This is a genomic window from Methylobacterium sp. Leaf361 (assembly GCF_001424445.1).
GTDB lineage: Bacteria > Pseudomonadota > Alphaproteobacteria > Rhizobiales > Beijerinckiaceae > Methylobacterium.
In genome coordinates, this window is record NZ_LMPY01000045.1 from 333,580 (window position 1) to 352,356 (window position 18,777).

Sequence of the window (18,777 nt, forward strand, 5' to 3'; positions counted from 1 at the left end):
TGCCGCAGGAACGACAGGAGATGTCTCGATGACGAATCGTATCGCACTTGTTTCCGCCCTGGCCGTCGCGGGCCTGCTGGCCGGCGCGCCCGCCCAGGCGAAGGGCTGCCTCAAGGGCGCCGTGGTCGGCGGCGTCGCCGGGCACATGGCCGGACACGGCAAGATGGGCGCGGCCGCGGGCTGCGCGATCGGTCACCACAACGCCAACAAGAAGGCCAAGCAGGGCTGAGCGTCCTGACGCCGTCTACTTTGACGGCGATCGGATCGGCCAAAGGGTGATGACCAAGTCATCGCCGCTTCTCCGAAGCCGGATTCCCAGCGGAATCCGGCTTCGCTGCGTTCTGGGCCATGGCGCCAGCGAGATCGGTTCGCGCGGCACCTGACCTTCTCACCCAGATGATGGGACCGTCGGCGCGGCGCCCGCCGACCCGGACCGCCCGCGCGTCCACGTCTCCAGTCGCCCTCGCTCCCTCCCTTTCGCACCGCGTCGCGCTCGGCCCTCCGCCCGCAAGCCCCGCGCAAGCCCGCCGTTGACCTTACTTTCGAGTTATTCTAATTAAGAACTGTGGAGGGCGCGCCGCCGAGGCGGTCCCCTCCCTCCGAGATACCCGATGGAGAGACCCGATGGCCGGTTCCGCGAACGCCGCTTGCGAAAGCTGCCGCTTCTTCGACGATCACAAGCTCAACGGTGCCCAGGCGCAGGGTGACGAGGGCCTCTGCCGCTTCAATCCGCCGGTCAGCCAGCCGGCCCCCGAGTCGAAGGGTCTCTGGCCGGTCGTGGCCTCGAAGGACTGGTGCGGCCACTTCACGGCCGAGATGTCCGCCGCCGAGTAAGTCATCGCATCCTCGAGCCGTGCGGGATCTGCGCCGAGGCGCCGGTCCCGCCGAGGCTCCGCCACCGTCCGCGGGATCGAGCCGCGCCCGGCTCGTGCGGGCAGATTGCCGGAGCCGCGCCGCCTCGCGTAACCTGCGGCCGTGACAGACGTGATACGCCCGGCCACGGAGGCCGACCTTCCCGCCATCGCGGCGATCTACGGCGACGCCGTCGCCTCCAGCACGGCCAGCTTCGAGACGGAGCCGCCGACGCTGGCCGAGATGACGCGCCGCTTCGAGGTGCTGCGCGCGGGCGGCTTTCCCTACCTCGTGGCCGAACGGGACGGCGCGGTCGCGGGCTACGCCTATGCCGGCCCCTATCACCAGCGCGCCGCCTATCGCTCGACCCTCGAGGACTCGATCTACGTCGCCCGGACGGCCCGCGGCGGCGGAGTCGGCCGGCGCCTGCTCGCCGCCCTGATCGCGGCGAGCGAGCAGATCGACTGCCGGACCCTGGTCGCCATCATCGCCGAGAGTGGCTCACCCGCCTCGATCGCGCTGCACGCGAGCCTCGGCTTCACGCCCGTCGGAACGCTCGCGGGAGTCGGCCACAAGCACGGGCGCTGGCTCGACGTGACGCTCATGCAGCGCAGCCTCGGACCCGGCCGCAGCCTTCCGCCGACCCGGATCTGACCGTCCAACGCGCACCGATCCCAGTATCGCCGGGTCGATTCCCGTCCAGAGCCCCGGCTGAGTTGTCATGATGCGGACAACTTCGCGCGGGAGAGGGCGGGCATGACGCGCACGCCGTCCGGTTCTCGGCGCGGGCGCGATGACGCGGAGGGAGCGATCCTTCCTGCGGGGAAGCGGCACACGCGAGGACGGGCGGTCAAGGTTCCATCACGACTCGCGAGGGATGGGAGTTCGGGTATGCGGTTTACATCGATCGGTCGCCGGGTTGCGCCGCTCGCGATCCTGGCGCTCTCGGCGCTGGCGGGCACGGCCCAGGCCAAGACGCCGACCGATCCCAGCGGCACCTATCTCACCGAGGACGGCCGCGCGCGCGTGCGCCTCGAGAAGTGCGGGACCGCGGGTGACCGGCTGTGCGGATACGTGGTCTGGCTGAAGGTCCCGCTGAACGACAAGGGCGAGCCGCGGATCGACTTCAAGAACCCAGATCCCAAGAAGCAGGCCCGGCCGTCCCTCGGACACCAGCTGATCCTGGGCCTGAAGCCGAATGCCGACGCCCATTACGAGGGCAAGATCTACAATTCCGAGGACGGCAAGTCCTACGACGTCACCATCTGGACCGAGACGGCCGGCGAGCTGACGGTGCGCGGCTGCCTGATCGCGTTCCTGTGCAAGTCGCAGACCTGGACCAAGGTGACCGATCTCGCGCCGGGCCAGCTCCCCGGCCCGACCAACGGTGCGAACGGTCCGCGCAGCGATCCCGAATACGCCACCGCCGCCCCGAAGCCGACCGCCAAGGCCGGCGCGAAGCCGGCTCAGAAGCCGGCCGCCGAGGCGCCCAAGGAGGAGTGACCGGCGCGGACCCGCGCGTGGCCGGCCCTCACTCGGCCAGGGCCGCGTAGGTCAGGACGCGCAGCTCGCGCCGGATCGGCAGGGCCGAGGACGGGACGAGCTGCGTCATGAGCACCACCGACAGGTCCTCGGCCGGGTCGATCCAGAACGCCGTCGAGGCGAGGCCGCCCCAGGCGACCTCGCCGGGCGTGCCGAGGATCTGGGCCCGGGCGGGGTCGAGCATCACCGAGAAGCCCAGGCCGAAGCCGATGCCGGTGTAGGAGGTCTCGGCGAAGCGCGGCGTGCCCATCGCCGCGAGGTCGCCCGGCAGGTGGTTCGCCAGCATCAAGTCGACCGTCTTGCGGCCCAGCAGGCGCGCGCCGTCGAGGGTGCCCCGGTTGAGGATCATCCGGCAGAAGCGCTGATAGTCCGCGGCCGTCGAGACGAGGCCGCCGCCGCCCGACGCGATGGCGGGCGGGCGCGCGAAGGCCGTGTCCACGGAATCGTCGAACAGGCGCAGCTGCCGCGCGCGGTCGTACGCGTAGGTGGCGCAGAAGCGCGGCATCAGCTCGGGCCGCACGTGGAAGTCTGTATCGACCATGCCGAGAGGCCCGATCACCACGTCGCGGAGATGGTCGGCGAACGGGCGGCCGGTCAGCGCGGCCACGTACTGGCCGAGCACGTCGGTGGCGACGCTGTAGTTCCAGGCGCTGCCCGGTTGGGCGAGGAGCGGCAGCTTCGCGACCCGCGCGGTCATCTCGGCGAGGGTGCCCTCGCGCGCCAGGAAGTCGACGCCCTGCTCGCGGTACTGCGCGTCGACCAGGGTCGCCTCCATGAAGCCGTAGGTCAGCCCGGCCGTGTGGGTCAGCAGGTCCCGCACGGTGATCGCCCGGCGGGCCGGTTCGGTCTCGAGCTTCGCCCGGTTGCCGCCCACGGCGACGCGCATCTCGGCGAACTCGGGCAGGACCCGGGAGATCGGATCGTCGAGCTGGAACAGGCCCTGCTCGTAGAGCTGCATCACCGCCACCGAGGTCAGCGGCTTGGTCATCGAGTAGATCCGGGTGACCGTGTCGAGGGTGAACGGCGTTGCCCGGGCGAGGTCGGCCTGCCCGCAGGCGCGCGCGAAGGCGATGCGCCCGCGCCGCGCCACGGTGACCGACAGTCCGGCCAGCCGGCCGTCGCCGACGAGGCGGTCCATCCACGGCACGATCCGGGCGAGCCCCTCCGGGCTGAACCCGGCGCCGGTCGGATCGGTCTCGGTCAGCGCGCTCATGCGGTCTCCTCGTGGTGGCTTTCCGCGAACGTAGAAGGGGCGGGGGACGAAATCACCAGCCCATCGTTCCGGGACCGCCCTTGAACGGGCCGACGATGCCGGGCGTGATCCAGCCACCGTAGAAGTTTCCCGGTTGCGGGGTCACCGGGTCCGCCCCGACGAAGCAGGCGTCCATCGGGCCGGCGTAGAACGCGACGTAGCCGGCGATCGCGCGGAAATCCGGGGTCGGATCCGGGTAGGCCCAGGCCGCCCCGGGCACGAGACGGTCGCCGCCGCGCACGTCGAACAGGACCGCCTGTCCCTTCCACTCGCAGATCCCGCCGCGCCGCCGGTTCACGAGCGTCCCGTCCGCGATGTCGGCGGGCGGCAGGTAGTAGGTCGGCGGGTGCGAGGTCTCGAGCACCCGGAACCCGGAGCCCGTCTCGGCGATGACGCGGCCGCCGAGCACGACCCGCAGCCGGTCCGGGACGGATTCGAGCCGGGGCGGCCGCGGATAGTCCCAGACGCTCTCCTCGCCGGTCCGACCGGATCGGGGACGGGCCGAAAGGGTGATCCGCGCATGGAGAACCTCGTGCTGTGCCGGTGCGGATTCTGATAGGGCAGTGCTGCCGGCGTTTGTCGTCCGGCGCGCCCGTGCTAGCCCGTCGCCGACACTCGAGCCCGGGATCGCCCGCGATGGACATCGCCCTCTTCCTCGACTTCGACGGCACGCTCGCCGAGATCGCGCCGCGTCCGGACGCCGTGCAGGTCGAGCCCGGCCTCGTGGAGGATCTGGAGCGGCTCCGGGCGCGCCTCGACGGCGCCCTCGCCATCGTCACCGGCCGGCCGGTCACGGTGATCGACGGCTTCCTGGCGCCGTCCCGGTTGGATGCGGCCGGTCTCCACGGCGTCGAGCGCCGGGTCGCCGGCGCGCTCACGGGAGGCCGCGCGGAGGACCATCCGGATCTGCGCCGGCAGGTCGCGCGCCTGCAGGCCGAGACCGCCGCGCTCGCGCAGGTCCTGATCGAGGATAAGGGCGCCTCGGTGGCGGTCCACTGGCGGCTCGCGAACCCGGACGATGCCCTGCGGGCCGAGACGCTGGTGAAGGGCGCGGCGGAGGCGCTCGGCGCCGAGTACCGCCTGCAGCTCGGCAAGGCGGTCGGCGAGATCGTCCCCGCGCAGGCCACCAAGGCACACGCGATCCGCGCCTTCATGGCGCAGGCGCCCTACGCCGGACGGGTCCCCGTCTTCTTCGGCGACGACCGCACCGACGAGATCGCCTTCGCGTCGATCAACGAGGACGGCGGCGTCGCGGTGCGCGTCGGTGACGGCGAGACCGTCGCCCGGCGGCGCCTGCCCGACCCCGCCGCCGTCCGTGCCCTGCTCAGCAACTGGGCTGCCGGTGGCGCGATCGACCCGGACGCGCTGCCGCCGGCCTGACGCGCCGCGCTGTCGAGGGGAGGTCGCGATGTCGGGGCGTTCCGTCACGGGTTGGCCGCGCCTGCTGCTGCGGCTGGAGGGGGGCTGCATCCTCGTCGCCGCCCTGCTCGCCTATGGTTGGCTCGGGCCGTCGTGGTGGCTCTTCGCGGCGCTGCTCTTCGTCCCCGATCTGAGCATGCTGGGCTACGCGGCCGGTCCCGTGGTCGGCGCGGTGCTCTACAACGCGGCCCACACGCTCGCGCTGCCGCTCGTCGGCCTGTCCCTGGCGATCGCTTCGGGCCGCCCCGAGGCCGTCGGGCCGGTCCTCATCTGGCTGGCCCATATCGGCCTCGACCGCGCCCTCGGTTACGGTCTCAAATACGGCAGCGGCTTCGGCGATACCCATCTCGGCGTGATCGGCCGGGCGCGTGACAAGACGATCGCGCAATCCTGAGCGGCGGATGCCGCCGATTGGGACTTGCCCGCGCGGTGTCGCGCGGCCGATGAATCGCCGGAGCCGTGCTGGACGGGAGTCCCGTCGCGGCGGGCCAGAGAGCAGGGGCAAGTTGCGATGTTCGAGTTTCCGGTTCTGGTCGGCGACATCGGCGGGACGAACGCGCGGTTCGGTCTGATCGAGACGTCCGGCGACCAGCCCCGCCTCCTCGCGCACGAGGCGACCGCCGACCATCCCGATCCGTCCAGCGCCATCAAGGCGTCGCTCGCCAAGGGCGGCGGCCCGGCACCGCGCTCGGCGATCCTGGCGATCGCCGGCCGGGTCGACGGGCCGGAGATCCAGCTGACGAACGCGCACTGGAAGATCGCGGGCCAGCGCATCGCCGAGGATTTCGGGCTCTCCTCGGCGACGGTGGTCAACGACTACGTGCCGGTGGCGGCCGGCGCCGCCGATATCGAGCCCCACGACCTCACGCCGGTCGGCCCCTGTCCCCCCGTGCCCGGCGGCGCCCGCGTGGTGCTGGGCCCCGGCACCGGGTTCGGCGCGGCCGCGCTGGTCCCCTATGCGGCGCATCTCGCCATCGTCTCCACCGAGGTCGGCCACACCGATATCGGCCCGGCCGACGCCTTCGAGGAGAAGGTCTGGCACGCGCTGGAGCGGGTCGAGGACCGGATCACCGTGGAGACGGTGCTGTCGGGACCGGGCCTGTCGCGGCTCCACGCGGCCGTCGCCCATGTCCGGACCGGGCAGCCGCACGAGAAGATCGAGCCGGCCGCGGTCACCGAGGCCGGTCTGAACGCCACCGATCCGCACGCCGCGGAGACGCTCGCGCTGTTCGGCCGGGTGCTCGGACGCGTCTGCGGCGACCTCGCTCTGACCTTCCTGGCGACGAGCGGGGTCTATATCGGCGGCGGGATCGCGCCCCGGATCCTCAAGGTGCTGGAGGAGAGCGGCTTCCGCGACGCCTTCGAGAAGAAGGCGCCCTTCGCCGCCATGATGCGCCAGATCCCGACCAGCGTGATCACCGTCCACGACCCCGCTTTCCGGGGCCTGGCGGCCCTGGCGAACGAGGGCGCCAAGTTCGTCTACCACGGGCAGGTGTGGCGGAAGGGGGCCTGAGCGCCCGCGGCGGCGTCGGCCGGGCGCGGAGCGAGGCCGGACGGCTCCGCTCCGCGCGCGTCCCGCTGTCGCGCCGGGCCCGCCCTCAGGCCGCCGCCAGCGGCTTCGAGACCTCCTCCAGGGACTTGCCCTCCGCGGCGGTGCCCCAGATGCCTCCGACGACCGCCGCGATGAGCATCAGCACCGCGCCGAGGCCGTAGCCGAACAGCACCCAGTCGCGCGAGCCGGTCTCGACCAGCGTGCCGAACAGGAGCGGGCCCGAGACGCCGCCGATGCCGGTGCCGACCGCGTAGAAGGCCGCGATGGCGAGCGCCCGGATCTCCAGCGGGAACGTCTCGGAGACCGTGAGATAGGCCGAGCTCGCCGCCGCCGAGGCGAAGAAGAACACCACCATCCAGGCCGCGGTCTGGCCGACCGGCCCGAGGATCTCGAGACGGAACAGCAGTCCGACCGCGGCGAGCAGCAGCGCCGAGATGCCGTACGTGAAGGCGATCATCTTGCGCCGGCCGATCGTGTCGAACAGCCGCCCGAGCAGCAGCGGGCCGAGGAACGAGCCGAGCGCGAAGGGCAGCAGGTACCAGCCGACATGGTTGCCGGGCACCTGATAGAAGCGCTCCAGCACCAGCGCGTAGGTGAAGAACAGCGCGTTGTAGAAGAAGGCCTGCGCGATCATCAGCGCGAGGCCGACCATGGTCTCCTTGCGGCTCGTCACGAACAGCGCCTTGAACACCTCGGAGAGCGGGGTGTGGTCGCGGGTGCGGACCTTCATGCGCTTGCTCTCGTCCACCGGCGGCAGGGTCACGCCCTCGTCGGTGAAGCGCTTCTCGATGCCGGTGACGACGCGGTCGGCCTCCGCCGCGTAGCCGTGGGTCGCGAGCCAGCGCGGGCTCTCGGGGATCCAGGTGCGCAGCAGCAGGATCACGAGGCCGATGGCGCCGCCGGTGAAGAAGGCGACGCGCCAGCCCCAGGCCGGGTCGATCACCTCGGGCTTCAGGAGCACGATCGACATGAACGAGCCGAGCGCCGCGCCGATCCAGAACGAGCCGTTGATGACGAGGTTGGTCCAGCCGCGGACCCGGGCCGGGACCAGCTCCTGGATGGTCGAGTTGATCGCCGTGTACTCGCCGCCGATCCCCGCGCCCGTGAAAAAGCGGAAGAAGCAGAAGCTCCAGATGTTCCAAGACAGGCCGGTGGCCGCCGTGGCGACGAGGTAGAGGGCCAGCGTGATGAAGAACAGCTTCTTCCGGCCGATCCGGTCGGTGAGCCAGCCGAAGCCGATCGCGCCGGTCACGGCGCCCACGAGGTAGCAGGAGGCGGCGAGCCCGACGTCGAACTCCGAGAACGACATCGGCGGCTGGCGCAGCGCGCCCACCAGGGAGCCGGCGAGCGTCACCTCGAGGCCGTCCAGCACCCAGGTGATGCCGAGCGCCACGATCACGAGGACGTGGAAGCGGCCCCAGGGCAGCCGGTCCAGGCGCGCGGAGATGTCGGTGTCGATCACGCGGCCGATCTCCGCGCGCTCCGGCGTCCCGGATCCCCCCTCGACCTTGCTCGCCATGTCCGCGTGTCCTCCCGATTCACCTGTTTAACCGTGCCTGGACAGCGGGCATTTACCGCGACTGTAGGCAGGTGTTGGGAACGGGTTGGAAATCGATTCGGTTCGATTTCGTCTTCACGTGCGCGGCGCAGAACAGGGAGGTCCACGCGGTGCCCCTCCCATGCCTTCCAGTCCCGCCCGTCCCCGCCGATCCTGGCCCCGCTACGCCCTGCTGGCCGCGATGACGCTCGGCGGGCTCGCGACCGCCCCCACCGAGGGCGCGGACCGGCACCTCGAACGGCCCAAGCCCCGCGTCGCGATCCAGGCGGCCGAGCGCTGGCGCCTGCGGCCGACCGAGCCCGTCGTGGCGGCGACGACCGGCAGCATCCGCAAGCGGGCGGAGACCGCGATCCCCGAGGATCGGCGCAACGTCCGCCTCGTCTACCCGGCGCTGATCGAGGCGCGCTGACGGAGCCGGCGCCCGACCCATCTCGACGATCCGGATCCCGTCAGGCACAGCGCCTGCTTCGCCCGCGCGTGGACGGGCCGAGCGGTACGGTGCGGAGGATTTAGATGGCGGAGGCGATCGCCCTGGTCGGGTGCAAGGGGCCGGATCAGGAGGCGGAGTACCTGCGGATCCTCTCGGCGGCCATGCCCGAGGAGCGCCTGATCCCGTTCCGGTCGATGGACGACGCGGCCCGGGCGGCCGCGCGGGTCGCCGTCGTGGCCAACCCCGATCCGGCCGAGGTCGCGGCGCTGCCGGGGCTCGTCTGGGTGCAGAGCCTCTGGGCCGGGGTGGAGAAGCTCGTCGGCGCCTTCGACCGGCCGCTGCCGATCGTCCGCCTCGTCGACCGCGAGATGGCCCGCACCATGGCCGAGGCCGTCCTGGCCTGGACCTACTATCTCCAGCGCGACATGCCGGTCTACGCCCGCCAGCAGAGGGACCGGGTCTGGCGCCCGCACGCCTACCGCAAGCCGTCCGACACCACGGTCGGCCTGCTCGGCCTCGGGGCGCTCGGGACCGCGGCGGCGGAGCGACTCACCGGAGCCGGCTTCCGCGTCGTCGGCTGGAGCCGCAGCCCCAAGGCGGTGCCGGACCTCGAGACGTTCCACGGCGCCGACGGCCTCCCGGCGATGCTCGGCCGGTGCGACATCCTCGTCTGCCTCGTGCCGCTGACGCCGGAGACGCGGGGCCTCGTGAACGCCGAGCGCCTCGCCGCCCTGAAGCCCGGCGCCGCGCTGATCAACTTCGCCCGCGGACCGATCGTCGTCACCGAGGACCTGATCGCCGCCCTGGACAAGGGCCACCTCGCCCACGCCGTGCTCGACGTCTTCGCGGTCGAGCCCCTGCCGGCGGACTCGCCGCTGTGGTCGCATCCCGGCGTGACGGTGCTGCCGCACGTCTCGGGGCCGACCGACATGGATTCGGCGGCCGCCACGGTGGCGGCCAACCTGAGGGCCTATCGGCGGACCGGCCAGGTGCCGGACGGCGTCGACGCGGCGCGCGGATACTAGGGCGCGCGCCTCACAGCTTCGGGAATGTCGCCGCGAGGTGGTCGATCAGCACCCGCACGGCCGGCGGCAGCCCGCGCCGGGTCGTGAAGACGATGTGCACGATCCCGGGCTGACCCTGCCAGTCCGGGTAGACGGGCACGAGCCGGCCGGCCGCGACGGCATCGGTGCAGGCGTGGTCGGGCAGGAACGCGACCCCGAGGCCGTCGGCCGCCGCGTCGCACAGCGCGGCGAAGTCGCCGCAGGTCAGGCGCGGCTCGTGGCGCAGGGTGAAGATCGTGCCGTCCCGGTGCTCCAGCCGCCACTCCGCCTCGCCGGGATCGTCGCGGGTGCCGAGGGTCGGGACCGCGCCGAGCGCGGCGATGTCGGGGCCGAGGCCGCGCGCGATCCGCGGCGCGGCGACCAGGATCCACCGCGAGGTTCCGAGCGTGCGCATGGTCAGCGACGCGTCGCTCGTCAGGTCCCGTCGGACCCGCAGCGCCACGTCGATCCGCTCCTCGATCAGGTCGACGGGCCGGTCGGTCACGACCAGCTGCAGCCGCACCTTCGGGTATCGGACGAGGAATCCGCGGACGCGCGCCGCGACGATGTCGGTGAGGCCCGTGGGACAGCTCATGCGGATCCGCCCGTGCGGCTCGGTCTGCGCCTCCGCGACCAGCGCCTCGGCCCGCTCCGCCTCCAGCATCATCGCCCGGCAGCGCTCGTAGAACCCCTGGCCGACCTCGGTCACGCGGAAGCGCCGGCTCGACCGCTCGATCAGGCGGGCGCCCAGGCGCGCCTCCAGGGCCGCGATGCGGCGGCTCAGCTTCGATTTCGGCTGGTGCAGCGCCCGGCCGGCCGCGGCGAAGCCGCCATGCGCGACGACCTCGGCGAAGTAGACGTAGTCGTTGAGATCGGCGCGGCTCATCGTTCCTCCTGTGGAACGCTGAGTGCCACATTCGGCGACTACCCGCACCATCGTTCCGGCGGCATCTCTCCGACCAGCGGCGCGCACGGCGCCGAACAGCGGAGAACGACGATGACCGGCAGGTTTCAGGACAAGGTCGTGGTGGTGACCGGCGGCACCAGCGGCATCGGCCTCGCGACCGCCCAGGCCTTCGTGGCCGAGGGGGCCTCGGTGTTCATCACCGGTCGCCGCCAGGAGGCGCTCGACGCGGCGGTGAAGCGGATCGGCGGCCGGATCACGGGCGTGCGCGGCGACATGGCGAACCTCGCCGACATCGACCGCCTGTACGACGCGGTCCAGCAGAAGCACGCGCAGATCGACGTGGTCTTCGCCAATGCCGGCGGCGGCAGCTTCGCGCCGCTCGGCGCGATCACCGAGGCGCATTATCAGAGCATCTTCGACACCAACGTGAAGGGCGTGCTCTTCACCGTCCAGAAGGCGCTGCCGCTCCTGCGGGACGGGGCCGCGATCGTGCTCACCGGATCGACCACCGGCAGTTCGGGCACGCCGGCCTTCAGCGTCTACTCGGCCACCAAGGCGGCCGTGCGCAACTTCGCCCGGAACTGGATCCTCGACCTGAAGGACCGGCGCATCCGGGTGAACACGATCAGCCCGGGCGTGACCGAGACCGCCGGCCTCGACGAGCTCTTCGGCGGCGGCGATCAGGCGGCGGCCACCAAGGACTATCTCGCGGGCCAGATCCCGGCCGGCCGCGTCGGCCGGCCCGAGGAGATCGCCCAGGCGGTGCTGTTCCTCGCCTCGGACGCGGCGAGCTTCGTCAACGGCGTCGAGCTGTTCGCCGACGGCGGGCAGGTCCAGATCTGAGGATCCGGGGCGGCCGGGACGCGACACCCGGTCCCGGCCGCCCCCGTGAACCCTGGCAATGGCCGGCGGTTAAAGGCCCGGCCCTCCGGTCCCGCTTCCTCGCGGGCGGGCGCCGGGAAGGACAAACGGTTTCCATGGGCTGGCCGCGCCGCATCCTGATCACCGCCGGGCTGGCGACCGTCGCGGCCGGCGTCGCCCTGGGCGTCGGCCGCTTCAGCTACGCGCCGATGCCCGACCGGGCGGACCTGCTCAACCCGGACCGCTACCCGATCGAGACCGCCTTCGACATCCTCGGGCGCCGCGTCTCGCGCGCGGAGGCCGACCGACTCAGCGGCACCGAGGCCGGACGGGAGGCGCTCTCGCCGAAGAGCGGTGCGGTCGCGATCGATCCCGCGATGGTCGAGCGCGGCCGGCAGGCCTTCTATCAGGAGACGTTCGGCAACGAGGTCTTCCTCACCGACGTCATGGGCATGCTCGACGGCGGCCTGACTCCCACGCAGGTCGCCCTGGCGGTGGCCAAGCTCGGTGGCCAGGGCACCACCGATCTCAAAGTTGCCATGGCCAGGGACGTGCGCGTCGGCGACCGTGTCTACCGGGCGGGCGAGCTGGTCCCGACCGGGCTCGACGTGCCGAAGGGCGGCGCCTTCATCATCGGGATCAAGACCTTCTACGACCGCGGCCACCTGCGCATGGGGATCACCTGCGCCCTGTGCCACGCGGCGGTCGATCCCGGCACCGGCCGGGTCGTGGAGGGCGCGCCCAACACCGACCTCAATGCCGGGCTGCTGATGGCGCTCGCGAAGAACTCCTCGGCCTACTTCATGCACGCCAGCGTGCCGGAGGCCGATGCCAAGCCCCCCGCCGATCCGCAGCATACCGGCTCGACCGGCTCGACCGGCACCGGGCCGGCGCTCCCGGACGCCGCTTCCGTCGAGGCGGCCACGAAGGTGCAGGTGGCGAGCTGGCCGCCGGGCAGCTTCGACTCGTCCGCCGACCGGGTCACCAACCCGACCTCGATTCCGTCGAGCTTCTCGGCCCACGGCGAGCCCTACAGCTGGAGCGGGCGCGAGGCGATCGGGCCCTTCGCGGGCCTGTCCTCGCTCAACAACAACGTCCACGCGGCCAATTCCGACACGACCCAGCTCGCCGCCGCCGCGTCCTGGCTGTTCGGCATGGATCCCGAGACGTATCTCGGGATCGTGCTGCGCGGCTCGGCCACGGAGGCGTTCCGCTACAGGCCCGACGGCGGCCGGAGCCCGTCGGAGGTGCTGCGCAGCGTCGATCCGACCCCGGCCTCGCCGGGGCTGAACAGCTACGCGGTCCTGCCGACCTATCCGGCGACCAACTACGTCACCGACAACGGCCTGTTCACGTCCGTGCCCGGGGAGCCGGTCAACCACGCCAACAACGCCATGTCGGCCTTCCAGAACCTGCTGCACCCGCCGGCCGCCGGGCAGGATCCCGACCGGGTCCGCGCGGGCCGCGCGGTGTTCGAGAAGGCCGGCTGCGGCAGCTGCCATTCCGGCCCGGCGCTCACCAATCACCGGGTCGTCCCGGAGGCCGAGATCGGCACCGAGCCGACCCGGGCGCGGGCGGGCGCCAAGATGGAGGCGCGCCTTTCGGCGCCGGCGATGTTCGCCGCCGACACGCCGTTCCCGACCCCGGCCGACCCGGTCATCGTCCCGGTGCCGCTCGCGGGCGACGCCCTCGCCCAGGTGCAGCTCGCTTGGGGGCAGGGGGGCACGGAGGGCGGCTACAAGGTGCCGAACCTCGTGGGCCTCGCCTGGACGGCGCCGTACCTGCACGATTCCGGCGTCGCTGTCGGTTCCGACGCGGGATCGCAGCTCGGCGTCCCGGGCACGCTGTACCGGGGTGTCGCCCCCGATCCCGCCAACAGCCTGCGCGCCCTGGTCGACCGGGATCTCCGGGCGAAGGTGATCGCCGCCAACGCGGCCTCGGACACGGCGCGGATCGCCCGCGTGACCGGCAAGGGGCACGCCTACTGGGCGGATGCCGGCTCGGGCGTCTCGCGCGAAGAGCAGACGGCGCTGATCGCGTACCTGCTCTCGGTCGATCGCCTGACGGAGCCGGCCGCGACGCCCTGACCGCGCCGCCCGCGAGCCGGATCTCCCATGTCGCGGACCCTCACCCCGGTCTTGGTCAGCCTCGGGCCCTGTTACCCGGCGCTGTGAAATCTCATCGTCCTCGCGGGCGGGGCGAAGCGATCCAGCAGCGCCGCGCGCGCCGATGTCGCGCTGCCCTGGGTTGCTTCACTGCGTTCGCAAAGACGCGGCTCAGATCACCGCCTCGATCAGGCCGCGCCGCTTGGCCTCCTCGGCCTCGAGGTACCAGTTGGCCGGCGCCTTCTCGAGTACCTCGTCGAGGGTGACGTCAGAGCCCTGGATCAGGTTGGCGAAGCCCTCGTTCTGGATCTCGATCGAGCACAGGATCTCGTTGAGCGTCGCCTTCACGGAGGCGATGCAGGTGGTGAGCGGTCCTTCGACCTGGAGCTGCTTGTTCATCTTGCGCTCGTGGATCATCAGCCGCGTCCCGCAGGTGAGATAGCGGTTGGGCCGGGCGAAAAAGCTCATGAAGGTCGTGCCGGCCGAGTAGATCGCGGCCTTGCCGAGGAAGACGAACCGCCGGTTCGGATCCATCGCGCTGTTGAAGCGGATGTCCTCGCCCATCATCCGGGCGACCTCCGGGTCGCCGCCGAGCGTCGTCAGCTCGACGACGACGAGGTCGCGGTCCCCCGCCGCGTCGAGCTGGCGGCGGAAGTCCTTGTACATGTCGTAGTCGACCGGTCCGGAGAGCAGGACGGCCGGGGCCCGGAAGGCGGTGGGGCCGAGGGGAGTCGTGTCCATGGTCCTCCTGGTCGCGCGACCGGCCGGCTGGTCAGCGCGCCGGGTCGGGCGCGCCCGCGCCCTTGCCCACGAAGGGGATGCCCTCGATCGGGCATTCCTCCGTGCCGACGCTCTGACGGGTAATGGCCCGGACGGCGTCGCGGGTCCCGTCGGGATCCTCGATCCAGCGCCGGTAGAAATCGTAGGGGCATTCCGACATCCCGTGCCGGTTCTCCTTCGAGTTGATCATGCCCGTGTAGCCGCGATGCAGCAGCTTGAAGAGGTGGTTCTCCGACTGGCCGTGGGCGCGGAAGTCCCGGATCAGGAACTTCGACAGGGCGGCGTACTGGATGCCCATCTCCTCCTCGCCGCACTCGCCGAGCGTGCGGCCGTCGAAGCCGATGATCGCGGAGTGGCCGAAATAGGTGTAGACGCCGTCGAAGCCGGCCGCGTTGGCCACCGCCACGTAGGTGTTGTTGGCGAAGGCCATCGCCTTCGAGATGACGACCTGCTGCTCCTTGGCCGGGTACATGTAGCCCTGGCAGCGGATGATCAGCTCGGCGCCCCGCATGGCGCAGTCGCGCCAGATCTCGGGATAGTTGCCGTCGTCGCAGATGATCAGGCTGATCTTCAGCCCCTTCGGCCCGTCCGACACGTAGGTGCGGTCGCCCGGATACCAGCCCTCGATCGGGGTCCAGGGCATGATCTTGCGGTACTTCTGCACGATCTCGCCCTGGTCGTTCATCAGGATCAGGGTGTTGTAGGGCGCCTTGTGCGGGTGCTCCTCGTGGCGCTCGCCGGTGAGCGAGAACACGCCCCAGACCTTGGCCTCCCGGCAGGCGGCGGCGAATACCTCGGTCTCCGCGCCCGGGACCGTCGAGGCGGTCTCGTACATCTCGGCGGCGTCGTACATGATGCCGTGGGTCGAGTATTCGGGGAAGATCACGAGGTCGAGGCCTGGCAGGCCGGTCTTCATGCCGACGATCATCTTGCCGATCGCCTTGGCGTTCTCCAGCACCTCGGCGCGGGTGTGCAGGCGCGGCATCTTGTAGTTCACGACGGCGACGCCGACGCTGTCCTGGCTGGACGAGATGTCTCCGTGCATCATGGCGTGATGTCCTCCTGACCTTGATCGTCCCCCCGGTTGAAGGCGGCTCAGTGGCTGATCATCCAGGGCCGCGCCTTCGGGAAGCTCTTGGCGGCGGCCGGAGCGGCGCTCGCTTTCTTGGGTGAGCAGCAGCCGCACCCGGCCCCGTGACTGCCGGAGCTCCTGGGCGCGTGGCGGCTGCGCTCGTTGGTGGCGTGGGCGGTCCTGAGGCCCGCATCCATGCCGGCGATGCGCGGCGCGGTGAGGAAGGCGCGCTGGCTCGCGCCGCCGCAATCCGGGCAGGCATGCGGCTCGCGGAACTCCGCCATCGGCCGCATCACCGTGAAGGGCCCGCAGGCCTCGCAGGCGTAGTCGTAGACGGGCATGGGAGGCTCCCGGAATGAACTTGAGAGGTACGAACGGTGCCGAAGGATCGCGGGCCCCCTCTCCCGCACGGGAGAGGAGGCCTGTCGCGTCAGCCGCGACCGGCAGGGAAACGAACCATCACAGATCCGGCGAGAGCGGCATCTGGATCGAGCCGTCGAGGAACTTGGTCGGTCCGTCGGCGCCCGGGTTGATGTCGAACTCGAAGATCTTGGTCGGGATCCAGAGCGTCGCGCAGGCGTTCGGGATGTCGACGACGCCCGAGATGTGGCCCTGGACCGGCGCCGTGCCGAGGATCGAGTAGGCCTGCGCACCCGAGTAGCCGAACTTCTTGAGATACTCGATCGCGTTCAGGCAGGCCTGCCGGTAGGCGATGTGGACGTCGAGGTAGTGCTGGCCGCCGCTCTCGTCGACCGAGATGCCCTCGAAGATCAGATGATCGTCGTATTTCGGCGTGATCGGCGACGGCTTGAAGATCGGGTTCTTGATCCCGTACTTGGCCATGCCGTCCTTGATCAGCTCGACCTTGAGATGCACCCAGCCGGCCATCTCGATGGCGCCGCAGAAGGTGATCTCGCCGTCGCCCTGGCTGAAATGCAGGTCGCCCATCGAGAGGCCGGCGCCGGGGACGTAGACCGGGAAGTAGATCTTCGAGCCGCGCGACAGGTCCTTGATGTCGCAATTGCCGCCGTGCTCGCGCGGCGGGACCGTGCGGGCGCCGGTGGCGGCGGCCGCGTCCTTCGCGTCGCCCTTCAGGCGGCCCATATGGGCGGTCGGGCCGAAGGGCAGGGTGGCGAGCGCCGGCACCCGCTCCGGATCGGTGTCGTAGAGCGCCTTCTCGCGGGTGTTCCAGGTCTCCAGCATCTTGGGATCGGGCAGGCAGCCGATCAGGCCGGGATGGATCAGGCCGGGGAAGCGCACGCCCGGGACGTGGCGGGATTTCGTGAACATGCCCTCGAAGTCCCAGATCGACTTCTGGGCCTGCGGGAAGTGCTCGGTGAGGAAGCCGCCGCCGTTCTTCTTCGAGAAGAAGCCGTTGAAGCCCCACTGGCTCTCGGGCTTGGCGCCGATGTCGAGGAGGTCGACCACCAGCAGGTCGCCGGGCTCGGCGCCCTCGACACCGATGGGTCCCGAGAGGAAGTGCACGATCGACAGGTCGATGTCGCGCACGTCGTCGGCGGAATCGTTGTTCTTGATGAAGCCGCCGGTCCAGTCGTAGGTCTCGACGATGAAGTCCGCGCCGGGCTTCACGTAGGCGACCATCGGGATGTCGGGGTGCCAGCGGTTGTGCACCATGTCGTTGTCATAGGCCGATTGCGTGAGATCGACCTTGATCAGCGTCTCGGGCATTCTTTTCGACTCCCTGCTGCGATTACGATGGTCAAATCTTTGGCGCCGCCGTCTTCGCGAGCGCAGCGATCCAGCGGCGCACCGTTCTGAGGCCTCGCGTTGCCCTGGGTCGCTTCGCTGCGCTCGCGATGACGGATCGCGCGGGGCCGTCGACGGCTAGACGGAGAGGAACCGGGCCACCGCGGCCTCGTCGATGCCGTCGCGCGGGGCCTCGTGGACAATGGCGCCGTTCTCCAGCACGATCACCCGGTCGGCGACGTCGAGGGCGAAGCTCAGGACCTGCTCGGACACGACGATGGAGAGGCCGCGCGCGTCGCGGATCGCCTTCAGGGTCCGGCCCATCTCGCGGATGATCGAGGGCTGGATGCCCTCGGTCGGCTCGTCGAGGAGCAGGACCTTCGGGCGGCTCGCCAGGGCCCGGGCGATGGCGAGCTGCTGCTGCTGCCCGCCCGAGAGGTTGCCGCCGCGCCGTCCCTTCATCTCCAGGAGCACCGGGAACATGTCGTAGAGGTCCTGCGGCACCTTGCGGGTGCCGGTGACCGTCAGGCCGGTCTCGATGTTCTCCTGGACCGTCATGGTCGAGAAGATCATGCGGCCCTGCGGCACGTAGGCGAGGCCCTTGGCGACCCGGGCGTGGCTCTTGAGCCCGGCGACGTCCGCGCCCTCGACCTGGATCGAGCCGGCCCTGACCGGCACGAGGCCCATCAGGGTCTTCATCAGCGTGGTCTTGCCCATGCCGTTGCGGCCCATCACGGCGACGATCTCGCCGGGCGCCACCGAGAAGGTGAGCCCGTGCAGGACCTCGCTCTGGCCGTAGGCGGCGTGCAGGTCCTCGACGGCGAGGGCCGGCGTCGCGGCCGGGGCCGCGGCCAGTGGGGGCGCCTGGACGCCGGGGATGTGCGCAGTCTGGAGCGACGCCATCGTCAATGTCCCAGGTACACTTCGATGACCTTCGGGTCGTTCTTGACCCGTTCCATCGAGCCTTCGGAGAGCACCTTGCCCTGGTGCAGGACGGTCACCCGGTGGGCGATGTCCTCGACGAACTTCATGTCGTGCTCGATCACCAGCACCGAGCGGCCCTTGATGATCTGGTTGAGCAGCTCGGCGGTCTTGATCCGCTCGCCGACGCTCATCCCGGCCACCGGCTCGTCGAGCATCAGCAACTCCGGGTCCTGGATCAGCAGCATGCCGATCTCCAGCCACTGCTTCTGGCCGTGGCTCAGGAATTCGGCCCGCTCCCTGAGCTGATCCTTCAGGAAAATGGTCTCGGCGATGGCGTGGATGCGGTCGCGGACCTCCGCATCGCGCTTGAACGTCAGCGCACCGAAGACCGAGCGGCCGCGGGGGAACGAGATCTCCAGGTTCTCGAACACGGTCAGGTCGTCGTAGATCGACGGCGTCTGGAACTTGCGGCCGACGCCGGCCTGCACGATCGCGCTCTCCGAGAGCTTGGTCAGCTCCTGGCCCTTGTACTTGATCGAGCCGGTGCTGGCCCGGGTGCGGCCGCAGATCAGGTCGAGAACGGTGGTCTTGCCGGCGCCGTTCGGGCCGATGATGACCCGGATCTCGTCCGGATCGACGTAGAACGATACGTCGTTCACCGCCTTGAACCCGTCGAACGAGACCGTGAGCGCCTCGACGGCGAGGAGGTAGTCGGGCGGGGCGGCCTCGGCGCCGACCACGGGGGAGGAGAGGATCGCGGCGTTCATGGCTTG

At 70.9% G+C, this 18,777-nt stretch carries 21 protein-coding genes; 11 read left to right on the top strand and 10 right to left on the bottom strand.

Annotation, left to right across the window (positions count from 1 at the left end; genetic code table 11):
• The first annotated feature begins 28 nt into the window (after nucleotides 1-28).
• From ASG32_RS25330 to ASG32_RS25345, 4 genes are all read left to right on the top strand, one after another.
• On the top strand, nucleotides 29-229 hold the full coding sequence (locus tag ASG32_RS25330; protein WP_012322375.1) for a hypothetical protein: 201 nt from the start codon (nucleotides 29-31) through the stop codon (nucleotides 227-229).
• 395 nt (nucleotides 230-624) lie between these two features.
• Nucleotides 625-834 (top strand): hypothetical protein, encoded by a 210-nt coding sequence (locus ASG32_RS25335; RefSeq protein ID WP_020090567.1) that lies wholly within the window; start codon nucleotides 625-627, stop codon nucleotides 832-834.
• A 141-nt stretch (nucleotides 835-975) separates the two neighbouring features.
• Nucleotides 976-1,506 (top strand): GNAT family N-acetyltransferase, encoded by a 531-nt coding sequence (locus ASG32_RS25340; protein WP_020090566.1) that lies wholly within the window; start codon nucleotides 976-978, stop codon nucleotides 1,504-1,506.
• A gap of 237 nt (nucleotides 1,507-1,743) precedes the next feature.
• Entirely contained in the window at nucleotides 1,744-2,355 is a 612-nt protein-coding gene (locus ASG32_RS25345; protein ID WP_020090565.1) for a DUF2147 domain-containing protein, read from the top strand.
• 28 nt (nucleotides 2,356-2,383) lie between these two features.
• Here ASG32_RS25345 and ASG32_RS25350 read toward each other — a convergent pair whose 3' ends face one another.
• Both ASG32_RS25350 and ASG32_RS25355 read right to left on the bottom strand, forming a co-directional pair.
• Nucleotides 2,384-3,607, bottom strand: a complete 1,224-nt coding sequence (locus ASG32_RS25350) for a serine hydrolase domain-containing protein (protein WP_056531842.1) — start codon at nucleotides 3,605-3,607, stop codon at nucleotides 2,384-2,386.
• A gap of 52 nt (nucleotides 3,608-3,659) precedes the next feature.
• A complete protein-coding gene (locus ASG32_RS25355; protein WP_056531844.1) occupies nucleotides 3,660-4,160 on the bottom strand; it encodes a DUF427 domain-containing protein in 501 nt (166 codons plus the stop codon).
• 122 nt (nucleotides 4,161-4,282) lie between these two features.
• Here ASG32_RS25355 and otsB point away from each other — a divergent pair, with 122 nt between their 5' ends.
• From otsB to ASG32_RS25370, 3 genes are all read left to right on the top strand, one after another.
• A complete protein-coding gene (gene otsB / locus ASG32_RS25360) occupies nucleotides 4,283-5,026 on the top strand; it encodes a trehalose-phosphatase (protein WP_056531846.1) in 744 nt (247 codons plus the stop codon).
• 28 nt (nucleotides 5,027-5,054) lie between these two features.
• Nucleotides 5,055-5,459, top strand: coding sequence for a DUF4260 domain-containing protein (locus tag ASG32_RS25365; protein WP_056531849.1), 405 nt, complete (start codon nucleotides 5,055-5,057; stop codon nucleotides 5,457-5,459).
• A gap of 117 nt (nucleotides 5,460-5,576) precedes the next feature.
• Nucleotides 5,577-6,578: a glucokinase gene (locus ASG32_RS25370; RefSeq protein WP_056531852.1), complete on the top strand. Its 1,002-nt coding sequence runs from the start codon at nucleotides 5,577-5,579 to the stop codon at nucleotides 6,576-6,578.
• Nucleotides 6,579-6,663: 85 nt separating this feature from the next.
• Here the strand turns inward: ASG32_RS25370 and ASG32_RS25375 are convergent, their stop codons facing one another.
• Nucleotides 6,664-8,136: an MFS transporter gene (locus tag ASG32_RS25375; RefSeq protein WP_056531854.1), complete on the bottom strand. Its 1,473-nt coding sequence runs from the start codon at nucleotides 8,134-8,136 to the stop codon at nucleotides 6,664-6,666.
• 160 nt (nucleotides 8,137-8,296) lie between these two features.
• Here ASG32_RS25375 and ASG32_RS25380 point away from each other — a divergent pair, with 160 nt between their 5' ends.
• Both ASG32_RS25380 and ASG32_RS25385 read left to right on the top strand, forming a co-directional pair.
• Nucleotides 8,297-8,584 carry a hypothetical protein gene (locus ASG32_RS25380; RefSeq protein WP_244492186.1) on the top strand — a complete coding sequence of 96 codons (288 nt, stop codon included), beginning with the start codon at nucleotides 8,297-8,299 and terminating at the stop codon, nucleotides 8,582-8,584.
• A gap of 104 nt (nucleotides 8,585-8,688) precedes the next feature.
• A complete protein-coding gene (locus ASG32_RS25385; RefSeq protein WP_056531856.1) occupies nucleotides 8,689-9,630 on the top strand; it encodes a glyoxylate/hydroxypyruvate reductase A in 942 nt (313 codons plus the stop codon).
• 10 nt (nucleotides 9,631-9,640) lie between these two features.
• Here ASG32_RS25385 and ASG32_RS25390 read toward each other — a convergent pair whose 3' ends face one another.
• Nucleotides 9,641-10,534: a LysR substrate-binding domain-containing protein gene (locus ASG32_RS25390; protein WP_056531858.1), complete on the bottom strand. Its 894-nt coding sequence runs from the start codon at nucleotides 10,532-10,534 to the stop codon at nucleotides 9,641-9,643.
• Nucleotides 10,535-10,645: 111 nt separating this feature from the next.
• Between ASG32_RS25390 and ASG32_RS25395 the strand changes: the two genes are divergently transcribed.
• Nucleotides 10,646-11,398: an SDR family oxidoreductase gene (locus tag ASG32_RS25395; protein WP_056531860.1), complete on the top strand. Its 753-nt coding sequence runs from the start codon at nucleotides 10,646-10,648 to the stop codon at nucleotides 11,396-11,398.
• A 134-nt stretch (nucleotides 11,399-11,532) separates the two neighbouring features.
• Nucleotides 11,533-13,503 carry a hypothetical protein gene (locus tag ASG32_RS25400; protein WP_056531862.1) on the top strand — a complete coding sequence of 657 codons (1,971 nt, stop codon included), beginning with the start codon at nucleotides 11,533-11,535 and terminating at the stop codon, nucleotides 13,501-13,503.
• Between the two features lie 189 nt (nucleotides 13,504-13,692).
• On the opposite strand, the gene ASG32_RS25405 is transcribed toward ASG32_RS25400, so the two are convergent.
• The 6 genes from ASG32_RS25405 to urtD all read right to left on the bottom strand — a co-directional run bounded on the left by ASG32_RS25405 (nucleotide 13,693) and on the right by urtD (nucleotide 18,771).
• Nucleotides 13,693-14,262 carry a hypothetical protein gene (locus ASG32_RS25405; RefSeq protein ID WP_056531864.1) on the bottom strand — a complete coding sequence of 190 codons (570 nt, stop codon included), beginning with the start codon at nucleotides 14,260-14,262 and terminating at the stop codon, nucleotides 13,693-13,695.
• 31 nt (nucleotides 14,263-14,293) lie between these two features.
• Complete coding sequence (locus ASG32_RS25410) at nucleotides 14,294-15,349, bottom strand: aliphatic amidase (protein WP_020090552.1); 1,056 nt, start codon at nucleotides 15,347-15,349, stop codon at nucleotides 14,294-14,296.
• Nucleotides 15,350-15,396: 47 nt separating this feature from the next.
• Nucleotides 15,397-15,714 carry a zinc ribbon domain-containing protein gene (locus ASG32_RS25415; protein WP_056531865.1) on the bottom strand — a complete coding sequence of 106 codons (318 nt, stop codon included), beginning with the start codon at nucleotides 15,712-15,714 and terminating at the stop codon, nucleotides 15,397-15,399.
• A 118-nt stretch (nucleotides 15,715-15,832) separates the two neighbouring features.
• Nucleotides 15,833-17,062 carry a formamidase gene (fmdA, locus tag ASG32_RS25420; protein ID WP_012322394.1) on the bottom strand — a complete coding sequence of 410 codons (1,230 nt, stop codon included), beginning with the start codon at nucleotides 17,060-17,062 and terminating at the stop codon, nucleotides 15,833-15,835.
• A 156-nt stretch (nucleotides 17,063-17,218) separates the two neighbouring features.
• Entirely contained in the window at nucleotides 17,219-17,983 is a 765-nt protein-coding gene (gene urtE / locus ASG32_RS25425; RefSeq protein WP_244492187.1) for an urea ABC transporter ATP-binding subunit UrtE, read from the bottom strand.
• Between the two features lie 2 nt (nucleotides 17,984-17,985).
• Nucleotides 17,986-18,771: an urea ABC transporter ATP-binding protein UrtD gene (urtD, locus tag ASG32_RS25430; protein ID WP_056531868.1), complete on the bottom strand. Its 786-nt coding sequence runs from the start codon at nucleotides 18,769-18,771 to the stop codon at nucleotides 17,986-17,988.
• Between the last annotated feature and the right edge of the window lie 6 nt (nucleotides 18,772-18,777).

Coding starts and splice junctions, on each gene's coding strand:
- ASG32_RS25330 (WP_012322375.1), top strand. CDS start 29: ATGACGAATCGTATCGCACTTGTTTCCGCCCTGGCCGTCGCGGGCCTG.
- ASG32_RS25335 (WP_020090567.1), top strand. CDS start 625: ATGGCCGGTTCCGCGAACGCCGCTTGCGAAAGCTGCCGCTTCTTCGAC.
- ASG32_RS25345 (WP_020090565.1), top strand. CDS start 1,744: ATGCGGTTTACATCGATCGGTCGCCGGGTTGCGCCGCTCGCGATCCTG.
- ASG32_RS25350 (WP_056531842.1), bottom strand. CDS start 3,607: ATGAGCGCGCTGACCGAGACCGATCCGACCGGCGCCGGGTTCAGCCCG.
- otsB (WP_056531846.1), top strand. CDS start 4,283: ATGGACATCGCCCTCTTCCTCGACTTCGACGGCACGCTCGCCGAGATC.
- ASG32_RS25365 (WP_056531849.1), top strand. CDS start 5,055: ATGTCGGGGCGTTCCGTCACGGGTTGGCCGCGCCTGCTGCTGCGGCTG.
- ASG32_RS25370 (WP_056531852.1), top strand. CDS start 5,577: ATGTTCGAGTTTCCGGTTCTGGTCGGCGACATCGGCGGGACGAACGCG.
- ASG32_RS25375 (WP_056531854.1), bottom strand. CDS start 8,136: ATGGCGAGCAAGGTCGAGGGGGGATCCGGGACGCCGGAGCGCGCGGAG.
- ASG32_RS25380 (WP_244492186.1), top strand. CDS start 8,297: ATGCCTTCCAGTCCCGCCCGTCCCCGCCGATCCTGGCCCCGCTACGCC.
- ASG32_RS25385 (WP_056531856.1), top strand. CDS start 8,689: ATGGCGGAGGCGATCGCCCTGGTCGGGTGCAAGGGGCCGGATCAGGAG.
- ASG32_RS25390 (WP_056531858.1), bottom strand. CDS start 10,534: ATGAGCCGCGCCGATCTCAACGACTACGTCTACTTCGCCGAGGTCGTC.
- ASG32_RS25395 (WP_056531860.1), top strand. CDS start 10,646: ATGACCGGCAGGTTTCAGGACAAGGTCGTGGTGGTGACCGGCGGCACC.
- ASG32_RS25400 (WP_056531862.1), top strand. CDS start 11,533: ATGGGCTGGCCGCGCCGCATCCTGATCACCGCCGGGCTGGCGACCGTC.
- ASG32_RS25405 (WP_056531864.1), bottom strand. CDS start 14,262: ATGGACACGACTCCCCTCGGCCCCACCGCCTTCCGGGCCCCGGCCGTC.
- ASG32_RS25410 (WP_020090552.1), bottom strand. CDS start 15,349: ATGATGCACGGAGACATCTCGTCCAGCCAGGACAGCGTCGGCGTCGCC.
- ASG32_RS25415 (WP_056531865.1), bottom strand. CDS start 15,714: ATGCCCGTCTACGACTACGCCTGCGAGGCCTGCGGGCCCTTCACGGTG.
- fmdA (WP_012322394.1), bottom strand. CDS start 17,062: ATGCCCGAGACGCTGATCAAGGTCGATCTCACGCAATCGGCCTATGAC.
- urtE (WP_244492187.1), bottom strand. CDS start 17,983: ATGGCGTCGCTCCAGACTGCGCACATCCCCGGCGTCCAGGCGCCCCCA.
- urtD (WP_056531868.1), bottom strand. CDS start 18,771: ATGAACGCCGCGATCCTCTCCTCCCCCGTGGTCGGCGCCGAGGCCGCC.